This is a genomic window from Micromonospora sp. NBC_01412 (assembly GCF_045040215.1).
Taxonomy (GTDB): Bacteria; Actinomycetota; Actinomycetes; order Mycobacteriales; family Micromonosporaceae; genus Micromonospora; species Micromonospora rubida.
In genome coordinates this window covers 6,711,280-6,726,372 of the sequence record NZ_CP109528.1, presented here as the reverse complement: position 1 = coordinate 6,726,372, position 15,093 = coordinate 6,711,280, and the positions used below count along the sequence as shown (strand labels likewise).

General features: G+C 72.9%; 12 protein-coding genes and 1 pseudogene. 4 read left to right on the top strand and 9 right to left on the bottom strand.

The genetic code is table 11. The features are described from left to right. Positions 1-56: 56 nt before the first annotated feature. Both OG617_RS29345 and OG617_RS29340 read left to right on the top strand, forming a co-directional pair. Positions 57-1,304, top strand: a complete 1,248-nt coding sequence (locus tag OG617_RS29345; protein ID WP_405103997.1) for an MFS transporter — start codon at positions 57-59, stop codon at positions 1,302-1,304. A gap of 1,515 nt (positions 1,305-2,819) precedes the next feature. Beyond that, complete coding sequence (locus tag OG617_RS29340; RefSeq protein ID WP_405096157.1) at positions 2,820-3,521, top strand: SGNH/GDSL hydrolase family protein; 702 nt, start codon at positions 2,820-2,822, stop codon at positions 3,519-3,521. A 49-nt stretch (positions 3,522-3,570) separates the two neighbouring features. Here OG617_RS29340 and OG617_RS29335 read toward each other — a convergent pair whose 3' ends face one another. Together OG617_RS29335 and OG617_RS29330 are read right to left on the bottom strand one after the other, a co-directional pair. Then, positions 3,571-4,314, bottom strand: a complete 744-nt coding sequence (locus tag OG617_RS29335; RefSeq protein ID WP_405096156.1) for an ABC transporter permease — start codon at positions 4,312-4,314, stop codon at positions 3,571-3,573. A 77-nt stretch (positions 4,315-4,391) separates the two neighbouring features. Next, a pseudogene (locus tag OG617_RS29330) lies at positions 4,392-5,045 on the bottom strand (ABC transporter ATP-binding protein); the annotation flags it as partial. Positions 5,046-5,176: 131 nt separating this feature from the next. Between OG617_RS29330 and OG617_RS29325 the strand changes: the two are divergent. Beyond that, the gene (locus OG617_RS29325; protein ID WP_405096155.1) at positions 5,177-7,102 is read left to right on the top strand and encodes a histidine kinase; all 1,926 of its coding nucleotides are present in this window, start codon (positions 5,177-5,179) and stop codon (positions 7,100-7,102) included. After that, on the top strand, positions 7,066-7,713 hold the full coding sequence (locus tag OG617_RS29320; protein WP_405096154.1) for a LuxR C-terminal-related transcriptional regulator: 648 nt from the start codon (positions 7,066-7,068) through the stop codon (positions 7,711-7,713). The genes OG617_RS29325 and OG617_RS29320 overlap by 37 nt, the downstream gene beginning before the upstream one ends. 44 nt (positions 7,714-7,757) lie before the next feature. On the opposite strand, the gene OG617_RS29315 is transcribed toward OG617_RS29320, so the two are convergent. The 7 genes from OG617_RS29315 to hppD form a co-directional block, all read right to left on the bottom strand. Next, positions 7,758-8,735, bottom strand: coding sequence for a phosphotransferase (locus OG617_RS29315; RefSeq protein ID WP_405096153.1), 978 nt, complete (start codon positions 8,733-8,735; stop codon positions 7,758-7,760). Positions 8,736-8,954: 219 nt separating this feature from the next. Then, positions 8,955-10,313 carry a hypothetical protein gene (locus OG617_RS29310; protein WP_405096152.1) on the bottom strand — a complete coding sequence of 453 codons (1,359 nt, stop codon included), beginning with the start codon at positions 10,311-10,313 and terminating at the stop codon, positions 8,955-8,957. Next, positions 10,313-11,284 carry an alpha-ketoacid dehydrogenase subunit beta gene (locus tag OG617_RS29305; RefSeq protein WP_405096151.1) on the bottom strand — a complete coding sequence of 324 codons (972 nt, stop codon included), beginning with the start codon at positions 11,282-11,284 and terminating at the stop codon, positions 10,313-10,315. Before OG617_RS29305 ends, OG617_RS29310 begins: the two co-directional genes overlap by 1 nt. Continuing rightward, positions 11,284-12,255 carry a thiamine pyrophosphate-dependent dehydrogenase E1 component subunit alpha gene (locus OG617_RS29300; protein ID WP_405096150.1) on the bottom strand — a complete coding sequence of 324 codons (972 nt, stop codon included), beginning with the start codon at positions 12,253-12,255 and terminating at the stop codon, positions 11,284-11,286. The genes OG617_RS29305 and OG617_RS29300 overlap by 1 nt, the downstream gene beginning before the upstream one ends. Next, positions 12,252-13,049, bottom strand: coding sequence for a DUF3050 domain-containing protein (locus tag OG617_RS29295; RefSeq protein WP_405096149.1), 798 nt, complete (start codon positions 13,047-13,049; stop codon positions 12,252-12,254). The genes OG617_RS29300 and OG617_RS29295 overlap by 4 nt, the downstream gene beginning before the upstream one ends. Positions 13,050-13,053: 4 nt before the next feature. Continuing rightward, positions 13,054-13,983 carry a phytanoyl-CoA dioxygenase family protein gene (locus tag OG617_RS29290; RefSeq protein WP_405096148.1) on the bottom strand — a complete coding sequence of 310 codons (930 nt, stop codon included), beginning with the start codon at positions 13,981-13,983 and terminating at the stop codon, positions 13,054-13,056. After that, a complete protein-coding gene (gene hppD / locus OG617_RS29285; RefSeq protein ID WP_405096147.1) occupies positions 13,980-15,065 on the bottom strand; it encodes a 4-hydroxyphenylpyruvate dioxygenase in 1,086 nt (361 codons plus the stop codon). Before hppD ends, OG617_RS29290 begins: the two co-directional genes overlap by 4 nt. Positions 15,066-15,093: the final 28 nt, after the last annotated feature.

The window sequence follows — 15,093 nt, the reverse complement described above, 5'->3', positions numbered from 1 at the left end:
CGTCCGAGGCCGCACGGGAGGCTGACGTGCCGGCCGACGCCGAAGGACCGCCCGGCGTGAAGGGTCCCCGGCCGCCCGGCGTCGCCGCCGCCCGGCGGGAGCTGGTCACCCTGGTCGCCGCCGACCTGATCTCCAATCTGGGCAGCCGGATCTCGGTCATCGCCATCCCGTGGCTGGTGCTGACCACCACCGGCAGCCCGGCGAAGATGGGCATCGTCGCGGCGGCGGAGTTCCTGCCGTACATGCTCTCCAGCTCCCTGGCCACGCCGTGGGCGGACCGGTTCGGGGTGCGGCGCACCTCCATCGTGGTGGACGCCGCGAGCGCGGTGGCGATGGCCGTGGTGGCGATGACCCCGTGGCTCGGCTTCTGGGCGCTGGTCGCCCTGGTCGCGGTGGCCGGTGGGCTGCGCGGCATCGGCGACCGGGTCAAGCACGTGATGTTCCGGCCCGCGGCGCAGCGCGCCGGGGTGGAGCTGATCCGCCTCACCTCCGCCTACGACGGGCTGGCCCGCGGGGTGACCCTGTTCGGGGCGGTGATCGGCGGGCTGCTCATCGACTGGGTCGGGGTGACCCGGGCCATCTGGATCGACGCGGGCAGCTTCGCGCTCTGCGCGCTGCTGGTCGGCGCGCTGGTGCGCCCACCGGCCGCCGAGGCGCCGGCCGCGCCCCGGGAGAGCTACTTCCGGGCGCTGCGCACCGGCTTCGCCTACCTGCGCACCGACCGGGTGCTGCTGGCCATGCTGCTGGTGGTCTCCGCGCTGAACATGATGGCCGCGGCCAACACGACCGTGTGGCTCCCGGTCTGGATCCGCGACGTGCTCGGCGACCCCGCCGGCTTCGGCCTGGTGCTCGGCGTGTTCGGCGCCGGGGCGCTGCTGGGCAACCTGGTCTTCACGGCGATCGGCCCCCGGCTGCCCCGGACGCTGGTCTTCGCCGTCGGCGCCGCGTTGAGCGGCGCTCCCCGGATGCTCACCATGGCCGTCACCGACCACCTGGTGGTGGTGCTGGTGGTGACGTTCCTGTCCGGGATCGGGATCGCCGCGGTCAACCCGCTGCTCGGGGCGACGCTCTACGAACGGGTGCCGGACGCGCTGCAGACCCGGGTGCTCGGCATCGCCGGCTCGCTGGCCTTCGTCGGGCTGCCGATCGGCGGCCTGCTCGGCGGCTGGTCGGTGGCGGCCCTCGGGCTCAAGCCGGCGCTGCTGGTGATGTCGGTGGTGTGCGCGGCGCTGACCGTGGGGCCGCTGCTCGTCGGCCCGCTGCGGGCGGGCCGGTCACGGCCCCGGCCGGCCCCGGCGGGCTGACGCCGGCCGGGCCGGCGCGAACGGTTACCCCCTCGGGGCGGCGCTTGCGGCCGCCACGGATGATGATCAACGTGTTCGGACGAATGTGGGCGAAGGCCCGGGAAAACCGCCGGGAGCAGGACAGGTTCGCGCGGTCGATGAGAAAGTCGAAGAACCCGGACGGCTGCTGCGACTGCTGCGACCTCAACCTGTTCTCGACGCTGCTGACCCTGGGGGCGGCTACGGCGGCGGCGACCCGGGCCCCCGCGCTGGACCGGGCGGGGGTGACGGCGATCCGTGGCTACCGGAGGCCGGTGGGGGAGGTTCCTCCTGTGGGGGGGTGCCCTTCGCGTCCTGTGGAGCTGATGTCGTCAACGACTCAACCGAGGGTGATGTCGTAGACGACATCAGCTCCACAGCGTCCGGGACAGTGGGTGTCGTCCCCGCGTGGCGGCCGGCAGTCTGCCCGGCGGCTTCGCCGCCGTCGCTCGGCACGGCCCGCACCGCCGCCCCGACCGCCCCGACCGCCCCGACCGCCCCGACCGGCCTGACCGGCCTGACCGCCCCGACCGGCGTCGATCATGCACTTACGGCCCTTGGTTTGTTCACTTTTGTTCCCTTTAGGCGGGGCAACAAGTGCATGATCGACGCCGGAGAGCGGGGCGGGGTGAGCGGGGTCGGCGCCAGGAGTGCCAGCCGCTCACCACTAGCAGAAGGACCATCAGGCTCGGGGAGAGGCCGGCTCCGGCGCCGAAGAGGAGGTGGACCGTCAAACAGCCGGCCGCCATGCCGACCAGGACTGATCCGGCCAGGTACAGCAGCACCCAGCGGCGGGACCGCCGGAATCGCACTCCCCCGGTTCGCTTACCGAAATCATGACCATCTGGTGCCGATTTCACCGGGCGGCAAACTTATGGCCCGCCAGGGCTGCCCCCAATGGGTTTCGTCGCGCGCCGAGCCCCGTCGTGTTTCCGTCGTGGCGCCCGTCTCGCCCACCCACCGCGGCGCCCCGCCCGGACCTTGGACAGTTCCCGTCTATGGTGGACGAGAACTGTCCAAGGTTGACGGTTCGTCGGGCGGGGCTTCGGGCCAGCGGCCTGTCGTGGCGTCCCTGGGGTGAACGCGCGGGCGGTGGCAGCCCAGCGGTGCGCTTCGGACGGCTCCAGATGCTCGGGGGTCATGCCGAGCCCAGGGCTCGTGCCTGTTGGTGTGCGGTGGTGCCGGTTTCTGGCTCCGGCGGTGGTCAGACGGTGAAGATCCGCTCGGCCTGATCGCGGTAGGTGTACAGCTCCCAATAGACGGGCGAGATCTGGTCCGCAGTAGCGGCCGGAGCGCCCTCGGGGCGCGGTCACCAATCCAGACGCCGACTGCGACGTGGGCTGCCTGGATGCCTTCGGGTTCGAGTTCCTTGTGCAGGTTGATCACCCAGTTCCGCAGCGCAGCACCGGCGGGAGGGCTCGCTCCTGCGCGACCACGGCGATTCCCGGGCCGGTCGTGGTGTCGACGCCCGGGCGGGGCTCGGCTAGCGTGCCGATCATGACATCGACCCTGACCGAAGCGACCGATCCGCACTGCCTGCGCGCCGGGGAGAGCGCGCGGCTGCTGGCCGGCCACCCGTGGCGGCGGTTCGTGGTGCTGGGCGACAGCGTCGCCGAGGGGCTCTGCGAGCCGGTCGACGGGTACCCGGACGTGCAGTGGGCCGACCGGATCGCCGCCGAGTTGGACGCGGTTCGGCCCGGGCTGGCGTACCGGAACCTGGGGTTGCGCGGGTTGCGGGCGCACGAGGTGCGGGCCGCGCAGCTCGGCCCGGCGGTGGAGTTCGGGCCCGACCTGGCGCTGGTGGTCTGCGGCGGCAACGACGCGTTCCGCCAGGCGTACGACGCGGACGCCGTCGACGCCGAGCTGGCCGCGATCGTCACCGGCCTCCGGGCGGCCGGGGCCGATGTGATCACGGTGGGCATGTTCGACGTGTCGCACAGCCCGGCGGTGCCCGAGCGGCTGCGCGAACCCCTGGGCGAGCGGATGCGCCGGCTGTCGGCGCGCACCCGGGCGCTGGGCGAGCGGCTGGGCACCCTGCACGTGCACCTGACCGACCACCCCGCCGTGGCCGACCCGGGCCTGTACAGCGGCGACGGCCGGCACGGCAGCGCCCGCAGCGACGCCATCGCCGCCGCCGAGACGATCCGCCGCCTCGGCGCCCACCTCGCCGCCGTCCAGGGAAAGACGGAGGGCCCCTGACCGCCGGCCCCCACCCGCCCCTCACCCCGTCATGGCACCCGGTCGCGGCTCATTCCCAGCGGAAGTAGCGGGCCGCGAACCCACCCAGCACCACGGTGAACCCCACCATCACGGCCAGGTGCAGCAACGTGGGCCAGGCGCCCGCCCAGGCGTCCTGCACGGCCAGGGACGCGGCCCCCAGCGGGGTGAAGTCGGCGATCTCCCGCACCACGTCGGGCATCAGCGGCCCCGGCGTCCACACCCCGGCGAAGAACATCATCGGGAAGTAGATCAGCTGGCCAACCCCCGACGAGGCCCGGGCGCTGGGCGTGACCGCCGCCACGAGCAGTGCGAGGGCGCACATCGTGCACGACCCGAGCGTGAACGCCAGCACGAAGCCGGCCACGTTGCCGGGCGGCGGGACGTCGAAGACAGTCGCCGCCACCAGCCAGGCCAGGGCGCAACCGACCAGCAGTGCTCCGACGTTCACGGCCACCTGCGCGACAAGCAGCGCCGCCGGGGAGACCGGGGTGGTCGACAGCCGGCGCAGGACGCCCCGCTCGCGGTAGCTGCCCACCACGCCCAACAGCGTCACCATCGTCACCGTCGCGATGGCCAGCGTCATGGTGATCGGCAGGTAGACCTCCATGGGAAGCCGGCCGTCCAGCTCGTCCGTCGGCTCCCGAAACCCGGGCATGGCCAGGCCGAGCACCAGGAGCAGCAGGGCCGGAAAGGCGATGGCGAAGAACGCGCCGACCGGATCCCGGAGGAACAGCTTCGCCTCGACTCGAATGATCTTGGCTAGGGCGGTCATCAGTTGCTCCTGGCAGAGGTGAGGGAGAGGATCGCGTCCTCGAGGGTGGGCTGTGCGACGCCGGGCAGCGCAGCACCGGCGATCAGGTTGCGGGGCGTGTCGACGGCGACAACCCGGCCGGCCGCGACGACCGCCAACCGGTCACACAGCCGCTCCGCCTCGTCCATGAAGTGGGTCACCAGCACGACCGTGACGCCGCGGTCCCGGACCTGCCGGACCAGCTCCCACGTGTCCCGCCGCGCCTGCGGGTCCAGCCCCGTGGTCAGCTCGTCCAGGATCGCCACCGACGGGTTGCCGACCAGTGCCAGCGCGATCGACAGCCGCTGCTTCTGGCCGCCGGAGAGCTTCGCGAACACCGTGTTCCGTTTGGGGCCCAGGCCCAGCTCGTCCATCAGCGCCCGCCAGTCGGCCGGGTGCGGATAGAACGAGCTGTACAGGTCAAGGGCCTCCCACACCCTGATCCGGTCCGGCAGCTGGCTCTCCTGGAGTTGGATGCCCAGCTTCTGCCGTACCGCCGCGCGGTCCCGGCGCGGGTCCAGCCCCAGCACCCGTACCGATCCGGAGTCCGGGACCCGGAGCCCCTCGATGCACTCCACCGTGGTGGTCTTGCCGGCGCCGTTCGGGCCGACGAGCCCGAAGATCTCGCCCTCGTCCACGCTCAACGACACGTCGGCGACGGCCACCTGATCGGCGTACTGCTTGCGGAGGTTCCGCACCTCGATGACTGGCATGCCGACAACGCTAGGAATCTCACCGGCCGCGGATAATGGGTCCAGCTGCCCGGTGGGGGTGTACCCAGCCCCACCCCTGGTCGGTAGCCTGCCCCAGTGTGGCGGCGGTCGGTGCAGCGAAGACTCGGCCCGTGACTCGCTTCGCGCTCGCCGTACCACGCTGCGTCGCCCTGGTCGTGCTGGCCGTGGCGGGGCTCGCCTACGCGCATCTCCTCGTGGTCGGCGCCACCCTGGTGATCGCCTATCCGCTCGCCGTCTCCGGCCAGGTCCGGCTGACCGCGCTGGCTCGCCGGCTCGCCCGCGCCTGGGCTGGGGCCGACCTCCCCGCCCCCGTCCGGTCGCCGCCACCCACACCGCACCGGCGCGAGGACGGCTGGTACGCCCACGACGGCACGTTGTTCAAGTCGCCCCGGCTGCCGGCGTTCCTGCTGAAGATGGAGCACCACTCGAAGGACCCGACGCTCGTCCGGGAATGGCTGTGGCTGATCCTCACCCCGGTCACCGGCGCGGTCCCGGTCCTGGTGCCCCCCGCACTGATCGCGGCCGGCGTGTTCCTGCTCGTCTCGCCCCCCTGGCCACTCGCGTGGTCGGTGCCGGCGGCCGTCGTGGCCGTCGTGGCCGCGTTCCTGCTCGCTCCGGGTGCGCTGCGGGCGTACGGGCTCTGGGCCGGTGTGCTGCTGGGGACCGGGGAGCTGCCGCAGACGGCGGTCAGCCGGTGGGTCACCCGGACGTCGGCCGCGACCTGGCGGGGGGCCGGCCTGGCCGGGCTCTCCCTCGCCGCGTTCGGCGGCCTGCTGCTCAACCTGCTCGCCGCAGCCCTGTCGTGGGGCGGGCTGCTGCCGTACACCCTGCCGGTCACGCGGGCACTGGTGGAGCTCTACCGGCGCCACGTCGGCCGGTGGACGGGCACCGAACTGCCCGCACCGTACCGGCCGTACCCGCCGTCGCCCAGCCCCGGCGAGGACGGCAACTACCGGGTCGGGCGGGTCCTGTACACCGACCTCCCGGCGGCCGTCCAAGGTCAGCGGCCAGGGTGGTTGTTCGGCGACCCGGCCACCTGGCGGGACCAGCTGTGGTCACTGGGCTCGGTCGCCCTGGCCCCGCTCTCGTTCGTCCCGGCGGTCCTGGTCGGCTTCGGGTTCTACGGCCTGTTCTGCCAGCCCCTGACGTGGGTGGGCTGGGCGGCGCCGATCGGCCTGTTCACCGGCTACTGGGTCACCCCGTTCTACCTGTGGTTCGGCATCGAGCACGTCGGCCTCGTCGCGCCGTGGTTCCCGGACTGGGCGAGCATGCCCGTCGGGCTGGCCATGGCGCTGCTCGGGCTCGGCCTGGCCAGCCCGCTGATGAGGCTGCGGCTGTCGTGGGACCGGCTCCTGCTCACCCCCACGGCCGCCACCGTGCTCGCCTCGCGGGTCGCGCACCTCGCCACCACCCGGGCCGACGCCGTCGACGTGCAGGCGGCCGAACTGCGCCGCATCGAACGCGACCTGCACGACGGCGCCCAGGCCCGGCTCATCGCCGTCGGGCTCGGCCTGGCGGCCGTCGCACGGCTCATGGAGACCGACCCGGTGCGCGCGCGGCGGGTGCTGGAACAGGCGCAGGAGACGTCCGCCGCCGCGCTGGCCGAGCTGCGCGGCCTCGTACGCGGCATCCACCCGCCGGTGCTCGCCGAGCGCGGGCTCGGCGACGCGATCCGGGCGATCGCGCTCGACACCCCACTACCGGTGGACGTGGACGTCGACCTGCCCGGCCGGCTCGACGCGCCGGTCGAGTCGGCCGCCTACTTCGTCACCTGCGAGGCCCTCACCAACGCGGCCCGCTGCGCGTCCCACATCTCCATCTCGCTGGCGCACCGCGACGGGGTGCTCCGGATGGTCGTGACCGACGACGGTCCCGGCGGGGCCGACCCGGCCGCTGGGACCGGGCTGCGCGGCATCCAACGGCGGCTCGCTACATTCGACGGGACCCTGACCCTGCACAGTCCGCCCGGCGGACCCACCACCGTCACGATGGAGATCCCGTGCGCGTTGTCCTCGCCGAGGACCTCCACATCCTGAGGGATGGGCTGGTCCTGCTCCTCGAAAGCCACGGCTTCACCCTCGCCGAGGCCGTCGGTGACGGGCCGTCGCTGCGCGCCGCCCTGGCCCGGCACCGGCCCGACGTGGCCATCGTCGACGTGCGGCTGCCGCCGACCTTCACCGACGAGGGCCTCCAGGCGGCGCTGGCCGCCCGGCGGGAGGTCCCCGGCCTGCCGGTGCTGGTGCTGTCCCAGCACGTCGAGCAGCTCTACGCCCGGGAACTGCTGGCTGACGGGGCTGGCGCGGTCGGCTATCTGCTCAAGGACCGGGTCCTCAACGCGGACCAGTTCATCGACGCCGTACGCCGAGTCGCGTCCGGCGGCACCGCGATGGACCCCGAGGTGATCGCCAAGCTGTTGACGGCTGGCGGCACCGCCTCGCCCCTGACCCGCCTCACGCCGCGCGAACGCGACGTCCTCGAACTCATGGCCCAGGGGCGTTCCAACGCCGCCATCTCGCAGCGGCTGTTCCTCAGCGAGAGCGCCGTGGGCAAGCACACCGCGAGCATCTTCGACAAGCTGCGTCTCCCCCCGTCCTCCGACGACAACCGCCGCGTCCTCGCCGTCCTCACCTACCTCAACAACGCCTGATCCCCGGGTTCACACCCGCCCGCACGGTCCTCGCCGCCACCGGCTCAGGCGAGCTGGTCCAGCGTCCGGGCGACGTTGTGCTCGGCGATCGCGCGCATGCCGGCCCGGTCGGGGAAGTCGCCGTCGAGCAGGCGTAGCGGGCCTGCCACCAGCGACAGGTGCAGCGCGAGCCGGTAGAGGCGCATCCGGTCCTCGTCGAGACCCTGCACGGCCAGCGCCGGGTAGGCGTCGCCGAAGCGCAGTTCGAGGAAGGCGTGCTCCCACTCCACGTCGAGGAAGACCGCACCCTCGATGTCGACGAGCACCGGATGGTCCCGCGCGTCCACGAGCACGTGGTCCGGGCCGAGTTCCCCGTGGATCAGGCCGTAGCGGGAACGGGGCGCCACGGCGGCGTACCGCTCGGCGAGGGCCCCGGCGAGACGGTCCCGCACGGCGGCGATCCGCTCGACCCGGGCGGCGGCATCGGCCAGGTCGCCGAGCGCCCGGTCGAGGATGATCCGCTGCACCGACCGGCCCGCCGTCGGCCCGTCGAGCCCTGGTCGGCCGTGCCGGTCGCGGCGGCGGGCGTGCATGGCCCGCACGGCGTCACCGAGCCGGTCCAGCACCACCCCGGCGCGTCGCGGATCACGTCGACACAGGTCCTGCAGGGTGCCGCCCCGGACGTCCTCCACCACCGCCACCTCGCCGGGCACGAGCCGTGCGGTGGGGGCGAGCAGCAGCCCGGGCACCCGCACCCCGGCGGCGGTGAGTTCCCGGTACGCCGCCGCAAACAGGCCGGCCCCGGTCGCGTGCCCGAACGGGTCATCCGGGTCCGGGGCAGACGGTGCCGGCCAGTAGTCCTCCGTGGGGTGCCACACGTAGGCGATGCCCGTGGACCCGTCGTCGAGGGTCAACCGGTAGACGCCCTTCTTCGTGCCGCCGGTCAGCCGTCCGACCGAGAGCAGCGCCCGCTCCCGCCCGAACGCCGCCCACCCCACCGCGCGCAACCCGTCGACCGTCAACCCCACCCGAGCCCCGTCCACCCGCCAATCCTGCCCGACCCCCCACAACCCCGCCCCCGGCCTGACCCGCCTGACCGGCCTGACCCGCCTGACCCGCCTGACCGACGTCGATCATGCACTTATGGCCCTTGGTTCATTCACTTATGTCCACTTTAGGCGGGCCGCAAGTGCATGATCGACGCCGGTGGGCCGGGGCGGGGCCGGGCGGGGGGTGGGTGGGGTGGGGTGGGGTGGGGTGGGTCAGTCGGTGAGGAGGATGCCCGTGAGGAGGACGCCGCGGGCGAGGTTGAGGATGCTCTCGCAGCCGGGGAAGCCGACCCGGGCCAGGGCGCCGGAGCCCTGCCGGCCGAACAGGTAGGGGGCGAGGCTGTACGGGACGTCGGCGGTGACCGTCTCCCCCGTCTCCATCCGGACGAAGTCCATCGCCACCCGGTCGGCCGGCATGTACTCCTGGAGGATGTAGCCGCCCTCGTCGATGGCCGCGCGCAGCCCCTCCTCCCACGCCTTCGCGTCGGTCTCCCGGCCGAGCAGCACCCCGATGCCGGCGGAGCCGTCGGCTGGCTTGGCGACCAGGTCGTGCTGGTCGGCCAGGGCCCGGGGCAGCTCGGCGGCGGTGAGCGCGCTGGTGCGCGGGACGTACCGGCGGATCAGCGCCTGGTCGGCCTCGGGCAGGGTGTCGAGATCCTCCCAGAGCCAGGCGAAATTGATCTTGTTGCCGAGCAGCCAGGCGGCGGAGCTGACGAACATCGGCAGGGTGCCGGCCGCGAGGGCCCCGGCGACGGCGTCCAGGCCGGCGCTGGCGTGGACCCGGTTGGGCACGAAGAGCCGGAACAGGCCGTCCACCGGGGCGCCGTCGACGACGAGCCGGCTGTCCTCGTCCAGGGTCGCGTACTTGAGCTGGGCGATGACCAGGTCGATGCCGAAGTGCCTGGCCCGGTCGGCCAACGGGGAGAGGATCCTGATGAAGTCCTCCGGGCTCTCCAGGCCGGGGTAGTCGGCGTCGAAGTCCAGCAGCAGCGCCACCCGGGCCCCGTCGGCCAGGGCCAGCTCGTCCCGGATCGCCACGAACCGCTGGTCCAGCAGGGACGGTGCGGGCCGCACCGGCAGCCCGTCGAGGATGCCCTGGTCCTGGTAGATCTTCGTGTACCGGTAGACGACCGTGTCGGCGTCGAAGCCGCCGCCGAGGCTGCTGTCGATGTTGTACTCGACGAACTTCGGCACCCCGCCGGAGATCAGCACGTCCGGCCGGTACGCGGCGAGCAGCGCCTCGGACAGCTCCTCGGACTCGTCGAGCAGCTTCGTCTCCTCCGCCGGCACGCCGAGCAGCCGGGTCAGCTCCCCCGCGGTGCGGGCACGTCGCTGGCACGCCTCCAGGATGAGCTGGGCGAGCCGGTCGCAGACCTCGTTCAGCTCGCGGAAGGCGTCCGCCGGCATCACCGGCGGGCGGGCCAGCCGCCACGTCTGGTTGTACGTGGCGCAGCCGTAGAAGACCTCCTTCCAGGCGGCGGCACCGGCGGCCACCATCGCCGCGCGGGTCGACTCCGGCAGGTCGTTCCACGCCTGGTCCAGCCGGGGCCAGGGGTAGTTCGGATCGATCATCATCCGTCCTTCATGGTGAGTTGGATGGCGGCGGTGAGCTGCTCGCGGCCGGGCTGCACGGCCCGGTCCAGCGCCGGGGCGAAGGGCAGCACCGCGCCGTCGGGGCGGGTGACCCGCCGGGGCGGCGCGAGCAGCCGCACCCGTTCGACCACGGTCGCGATGATCTCCCCGGCGATGCCGCAGGACCGGTTGGAGTCGTCGACCACGACCAGCCGGCCGGTGCGGGCCACGGACTCGATCAGCCCGTCCCAGTCGAACGGGTAGAGCGTGCGGGGGTCGAAGACCTCCACGGACACCTGGTCGACCAGTTCGTCGGCGACGGCGAGCGCGTCGTGCACCAGGTGCCCGACCGCGACCACGGTGACGTCGTCGCCGGCCCGGTGCACCCTGCCCCGGCCGATCGGCACCGGGGCCAGGGTGGCGAAGTCCACGTCGGCCCGGACGTCCATCGCCCCGGCCGGGGCGAACAGCACCACCGGGTCGACGTGCCGGATCGCCGAGACCAGCAGCCCGTACGCGTCCTGCGGGGTGGCCGGGACGAGGGTGGTCACCCCGACGTGGGCGAACAGGCTGTACGGGTGGTCGGAGTGCTGCCCCGCCCACCCCGTCCGCGAGCCGGAGCCCGGGACCAGGTAGGTGACCGGCACCGCGCACTGCCCGCCCGTCATCAGCGGGAACTTGTGCGCGTGGTTGACGATCTGCTCGAACACCAGGAACAGCAGGGACGGGATCTGGAACTCCACCACCGGGCGCAGCCCGGCCAGGGCCGCCCCGGTGGCGAAGCTGGTGAACGCCTGCTCCGACAGCGGGGTGTCCAGCACCCGCTCCGGCCCGAACTTCTTCAGCAGCCCCGAGGTGACGTTCGAGGCGGCAACCCGGATGTCCTCGCCGAGCAGGAAGACCGACTCGTCGCGGGTCATCTCGTCGGCGAGCGCCCGGGTGAGCGCCTTGCGGTACGACAGCCGTGGCATCAGCCACCTCCCGTCCGGGCGACCAGCCCGCTGGCGTACAGGTGCTCCAGCGCGCCGGCCGGGTCGGGCTCGGGGCTGGCCAGGGCGAACTCCACCGCCGCGTCGAGGGTGGCCTCGACCTCGGCGTCGACGGCGGCCCGGTCGGCGTCGGCCAGCCGTCCGCCCTGGATCTTGACCGGGTCCCGGGACCGGCCCCGGGCCACCTCCTCGGGCGCGCGGTAGTCGAGGCGTACCGCGTGCTCGAAGGTGTGGTGGGCGTCGAAGCGGTAGGTGCGGGCCTCGATCAGCTCCGGCCCGCCGCCGGCGCGCATCCGGTCGACGGCGGCGGACGCGGCCAGGCGTACCGTCTCGGGGTCCTGGCCGTCGACGACGGCGGCCGGCATGCCGAACGCCTCGGCCCGGCCGCCGATGGTGCCGGCCACCGCGCCCTCGACGGGCATGGTGGTGGCGTAGCCGTTGTTCTCGCAGACGAACAGCACCGGCACCCGCCACAGCGCGGCCAGGTTGAACGCCTCCAGCAGCATCCCCTCGTTGACCGCGCCGTCGCCGAAGAAGGTCGCCCCGACGATGTCGTCGCCGCGGCGCCGCCGGGCCCACACCGCTCCGGTGAGGATGGCCCCGGCGGCGCCCACGATGGCGTTGGCGCCGAGCACCCCGACGCCGAGGTCGGCGGCGTGCATCGAGCCGCCCCGGCCCCGGTTGAGCCCGGTGACCCGGCCCAGCAGCTCGGCGAGCATGCGGGCCGGGTCGGCGCCCTTGGCGAGCACGTGGCCGTGCCCGCGGTGGGTGCCGGTCACCAGGTCGTCGGCGCGCAGCGCGGCGCAGACCCCGACGGCGATCCCCTCCTGACCGAGGTACGGGTGGATGCCGCCGACGATCGCTCCGGAGCGGACCAGCTCGATCGCCCGCTCCTCGAACCGGCGGATCAGCCGCACCGTCCGGTACAGCCGGACGGGATCGGAGGGGATCACGCCGGGTGACCCTCCTTGATCGTGTCGAGGATGTCGTCCCAGAGCTGCGCCCGGGCGGCCAGCGCCATGTTGACCGTGTCGGCGCACTCCTGCCACTTGGTGTCGTCGTCGCCGCACAGGTCCGCCAGCATCTGCATGGCCATCGGGGTGTGCTGCTCCCCGTCGACCTCGATGTGCCGCTCCAGGTAGTCGACGAACTTGTGCAGCTTCTGGCTGCGCTCGTTGACTGCGACGACCTGGGTGAACATGTCGGGGATCAGGTCCTCGCGGCCGAAGGCGAACGCCGCCGCCTGGCAGTGCACCGGGGTCGACTCGATGATCTTCCAGGTGGTGCCGGCGAACGCCGTGGATGGGCCGGGCACGCCGGCCTTCACCAGCGCCTCGGTCACCGACGCGCCGCCGCGCAGCAGGTCGATCAGCGCGTCGATGGCGGTGGTGGAGGCGCCGGCCTCCCGCATGCCCTGCACGTACAGCTCGAAGTGGCTGATGTAGCCCTCGCCGAGCTCGTCGCTCTCCTCCACCATCACGATGTCGTTGATCAGCCGGCGGCTGCCGGTGGGCCCGGTGGGGATCCACGGCACCGTCACGCAGGTGAGCTGCCGCTGCAACGACTTCAGCAGGGACATGAAGTCCCAGACCGCGAAGACGTGGTGCTCCATGAAGGTGACCAGCGCCTCGTGGGTGTCCAGGTTGGCGTACAGCGGGTGCTTTACCACCGCCTCGCGGCGGTCGCTCACCGCCTGCTCGAGCCGCTCGATGCCCGGGTGGGTCTTACCCCAGTCGTACCGTGACATTTGTTCAGCCTTCCTGATGGGCGCGGTCGCGCCAGATGACCGGGCAGTACTCGGGGTCCGCGTAGTCCGGCCGCCCGTCGTCGGTGCGGCGGACCAGCACGTCGTGGTTGTACGCGGCGAGGGTGCCGTCGGAGAGCGGGAACTCCCGGTAGGCGTTCGCGCCGTCCTGCAGGTGCAGCGAGATCGCCCGGCGGGGACGGCCGCTGACGTTCGCGCCGCTGCCGTGGTAGGTCCGGCAGTGGTGGAAGCTCACGTGTCCCTTGGGGATCACCATGGGGATCTTGCTGATCTGGGCGCCGTTGTGGGCGGCGTTCTCGGCCAGCATCTCCTCGAGCTGGCTGCGGTCGCGCTCGGCGAAGTGCCGCACGACGGTGTCGTTCGCGCCGATCTCCTTCCACCGGTGCGACCCGTCGACCATGGTGATGGTGCCCATCTCCTCGCCGCAGTCGTGGAAGGGGATGAACGCGGTGAGCATGTCCTCCGAGGACGATGACGACCAGTAGTGCTTGTCGAAGTGCCAGGGCACGATGTTCGACGGCTCGCCGGAGATCGGCGGCTTGTAGATCAGCGTGGACTGGAACACCCGGATCTCGGCGGCCCGGGCCAGCCGGGCGGCGACCGCCCCGAGCAGCGGCTTGCGCAGGATCGCGGCGATCCCGTCGTGCTCGTGGTGGACGTAGTCGTTGTGCCGCTGCACCGGGCCCTTCGACGGGTCCCAGTAGGCCAGCTTCGGCGGGCGCACCGGCAGGGTGCGGTCCCGCTCGCCGTCGTAGTACCGGTCGGTGGCCGCCACCAGGGCGTCCACCTCGTCGTCGGTGAACAGCTTCTTCGACAGGTACCAGCCGTGCTCGGCGTAGAACCGCACGTCGGAGTCGGACGGCAGCAGCGCCTCCTCCTCGGCGGTCAAAGCCGGCTGAAAGTCGACGGTCGTCACGCTCCCACCCCCTGTGCTGTGGCCGTTGCGGCCAACTCCCGTTCCTTGGCCTCGTAGAGGGCCTTGATGTTGCCGCTGCCGAAGGTCAGCGCCCCGCGCCGCTCGATCAGTTCGAGGAAGAGCGTGCGGCGCACGTGCATCGACTCGGTGAAGATCTGCAGGAGCTGGCCGCCGTGGTCGCGGTCGACCAGGATGCTCAGCTCGCGCAGCTGGTCCAGCGGCGCGTCGACCGGGCCGACCCGCCGCTCCAGGTCGTCGTAGTAGGCCCCGGGGGTGCCGGCGAAGCGGACCCCCCGCCCGCGCAGCGCGCCGACGGCGCTGACGATGTCGTCGGTGCGCAGCCCCAGGTGCTGCACCCCGGCCCCGGCGTGCCCGGCGAGGAACGCGTCGATCTGCCCCGGCCGGTGACCGCGGTCCGGCTCCAGCAGCACCAGGGTGACCCGCCCGGACGGGCTCTGCACCACGGTCGAGTTCATCGCCTGGCCGGCGACCTCGACGTGCTCGGTGAAGATCTGCGCGAAGCCGAAGACCCGCTCGTAGTGGGCGACGGTGTCCTCGAGCTGCCCCGGCGGCACGCAGATCGCCAGATGGTCGATCTCGGCGAGCAGGCCGTCGTCCCCGCCGGCCGGCGGGTCCATCTCGATCGCCCCGGGCAGGAACTCGTGCCGGTCGCCCCGGCGCTGCACCAACCGGTGCAGCACGTCGCCGAAGCCCCCCACCTCTGCGGTCACCACCTCGGCGTCCGCGCCGGTGAAGGTGGTCGGTGGGGTCACCGGCGTCGCCCCGCGGGCCACCAGCTCGGCGTACGCCCCGGCGGCGTCGTCGACCTCCAGCGCCACCACCGCGATGCCGTCGCCGTGCCGCTGTACGTACGTCGACGCCGGGTGCTGCGCGGTCAGCCCGGAGGTGAGCACCATCCGGATGTCGGCCTGGCCCAGCAACAGCGAGCGCTGCCCGGCCAGCCCGGTCTCCGGGCCGCCCTGGCCGCGGAGCCGGAACCCGACGGCGGTGCCGAAGTAGAAGGCTGCCTGCCGGGCGTCCCCCACGTAGAGTTCGATGTGATCTATAGAACGGATGTCCATTTTCCAGCCCTTCCCCATGTCCCCCCGT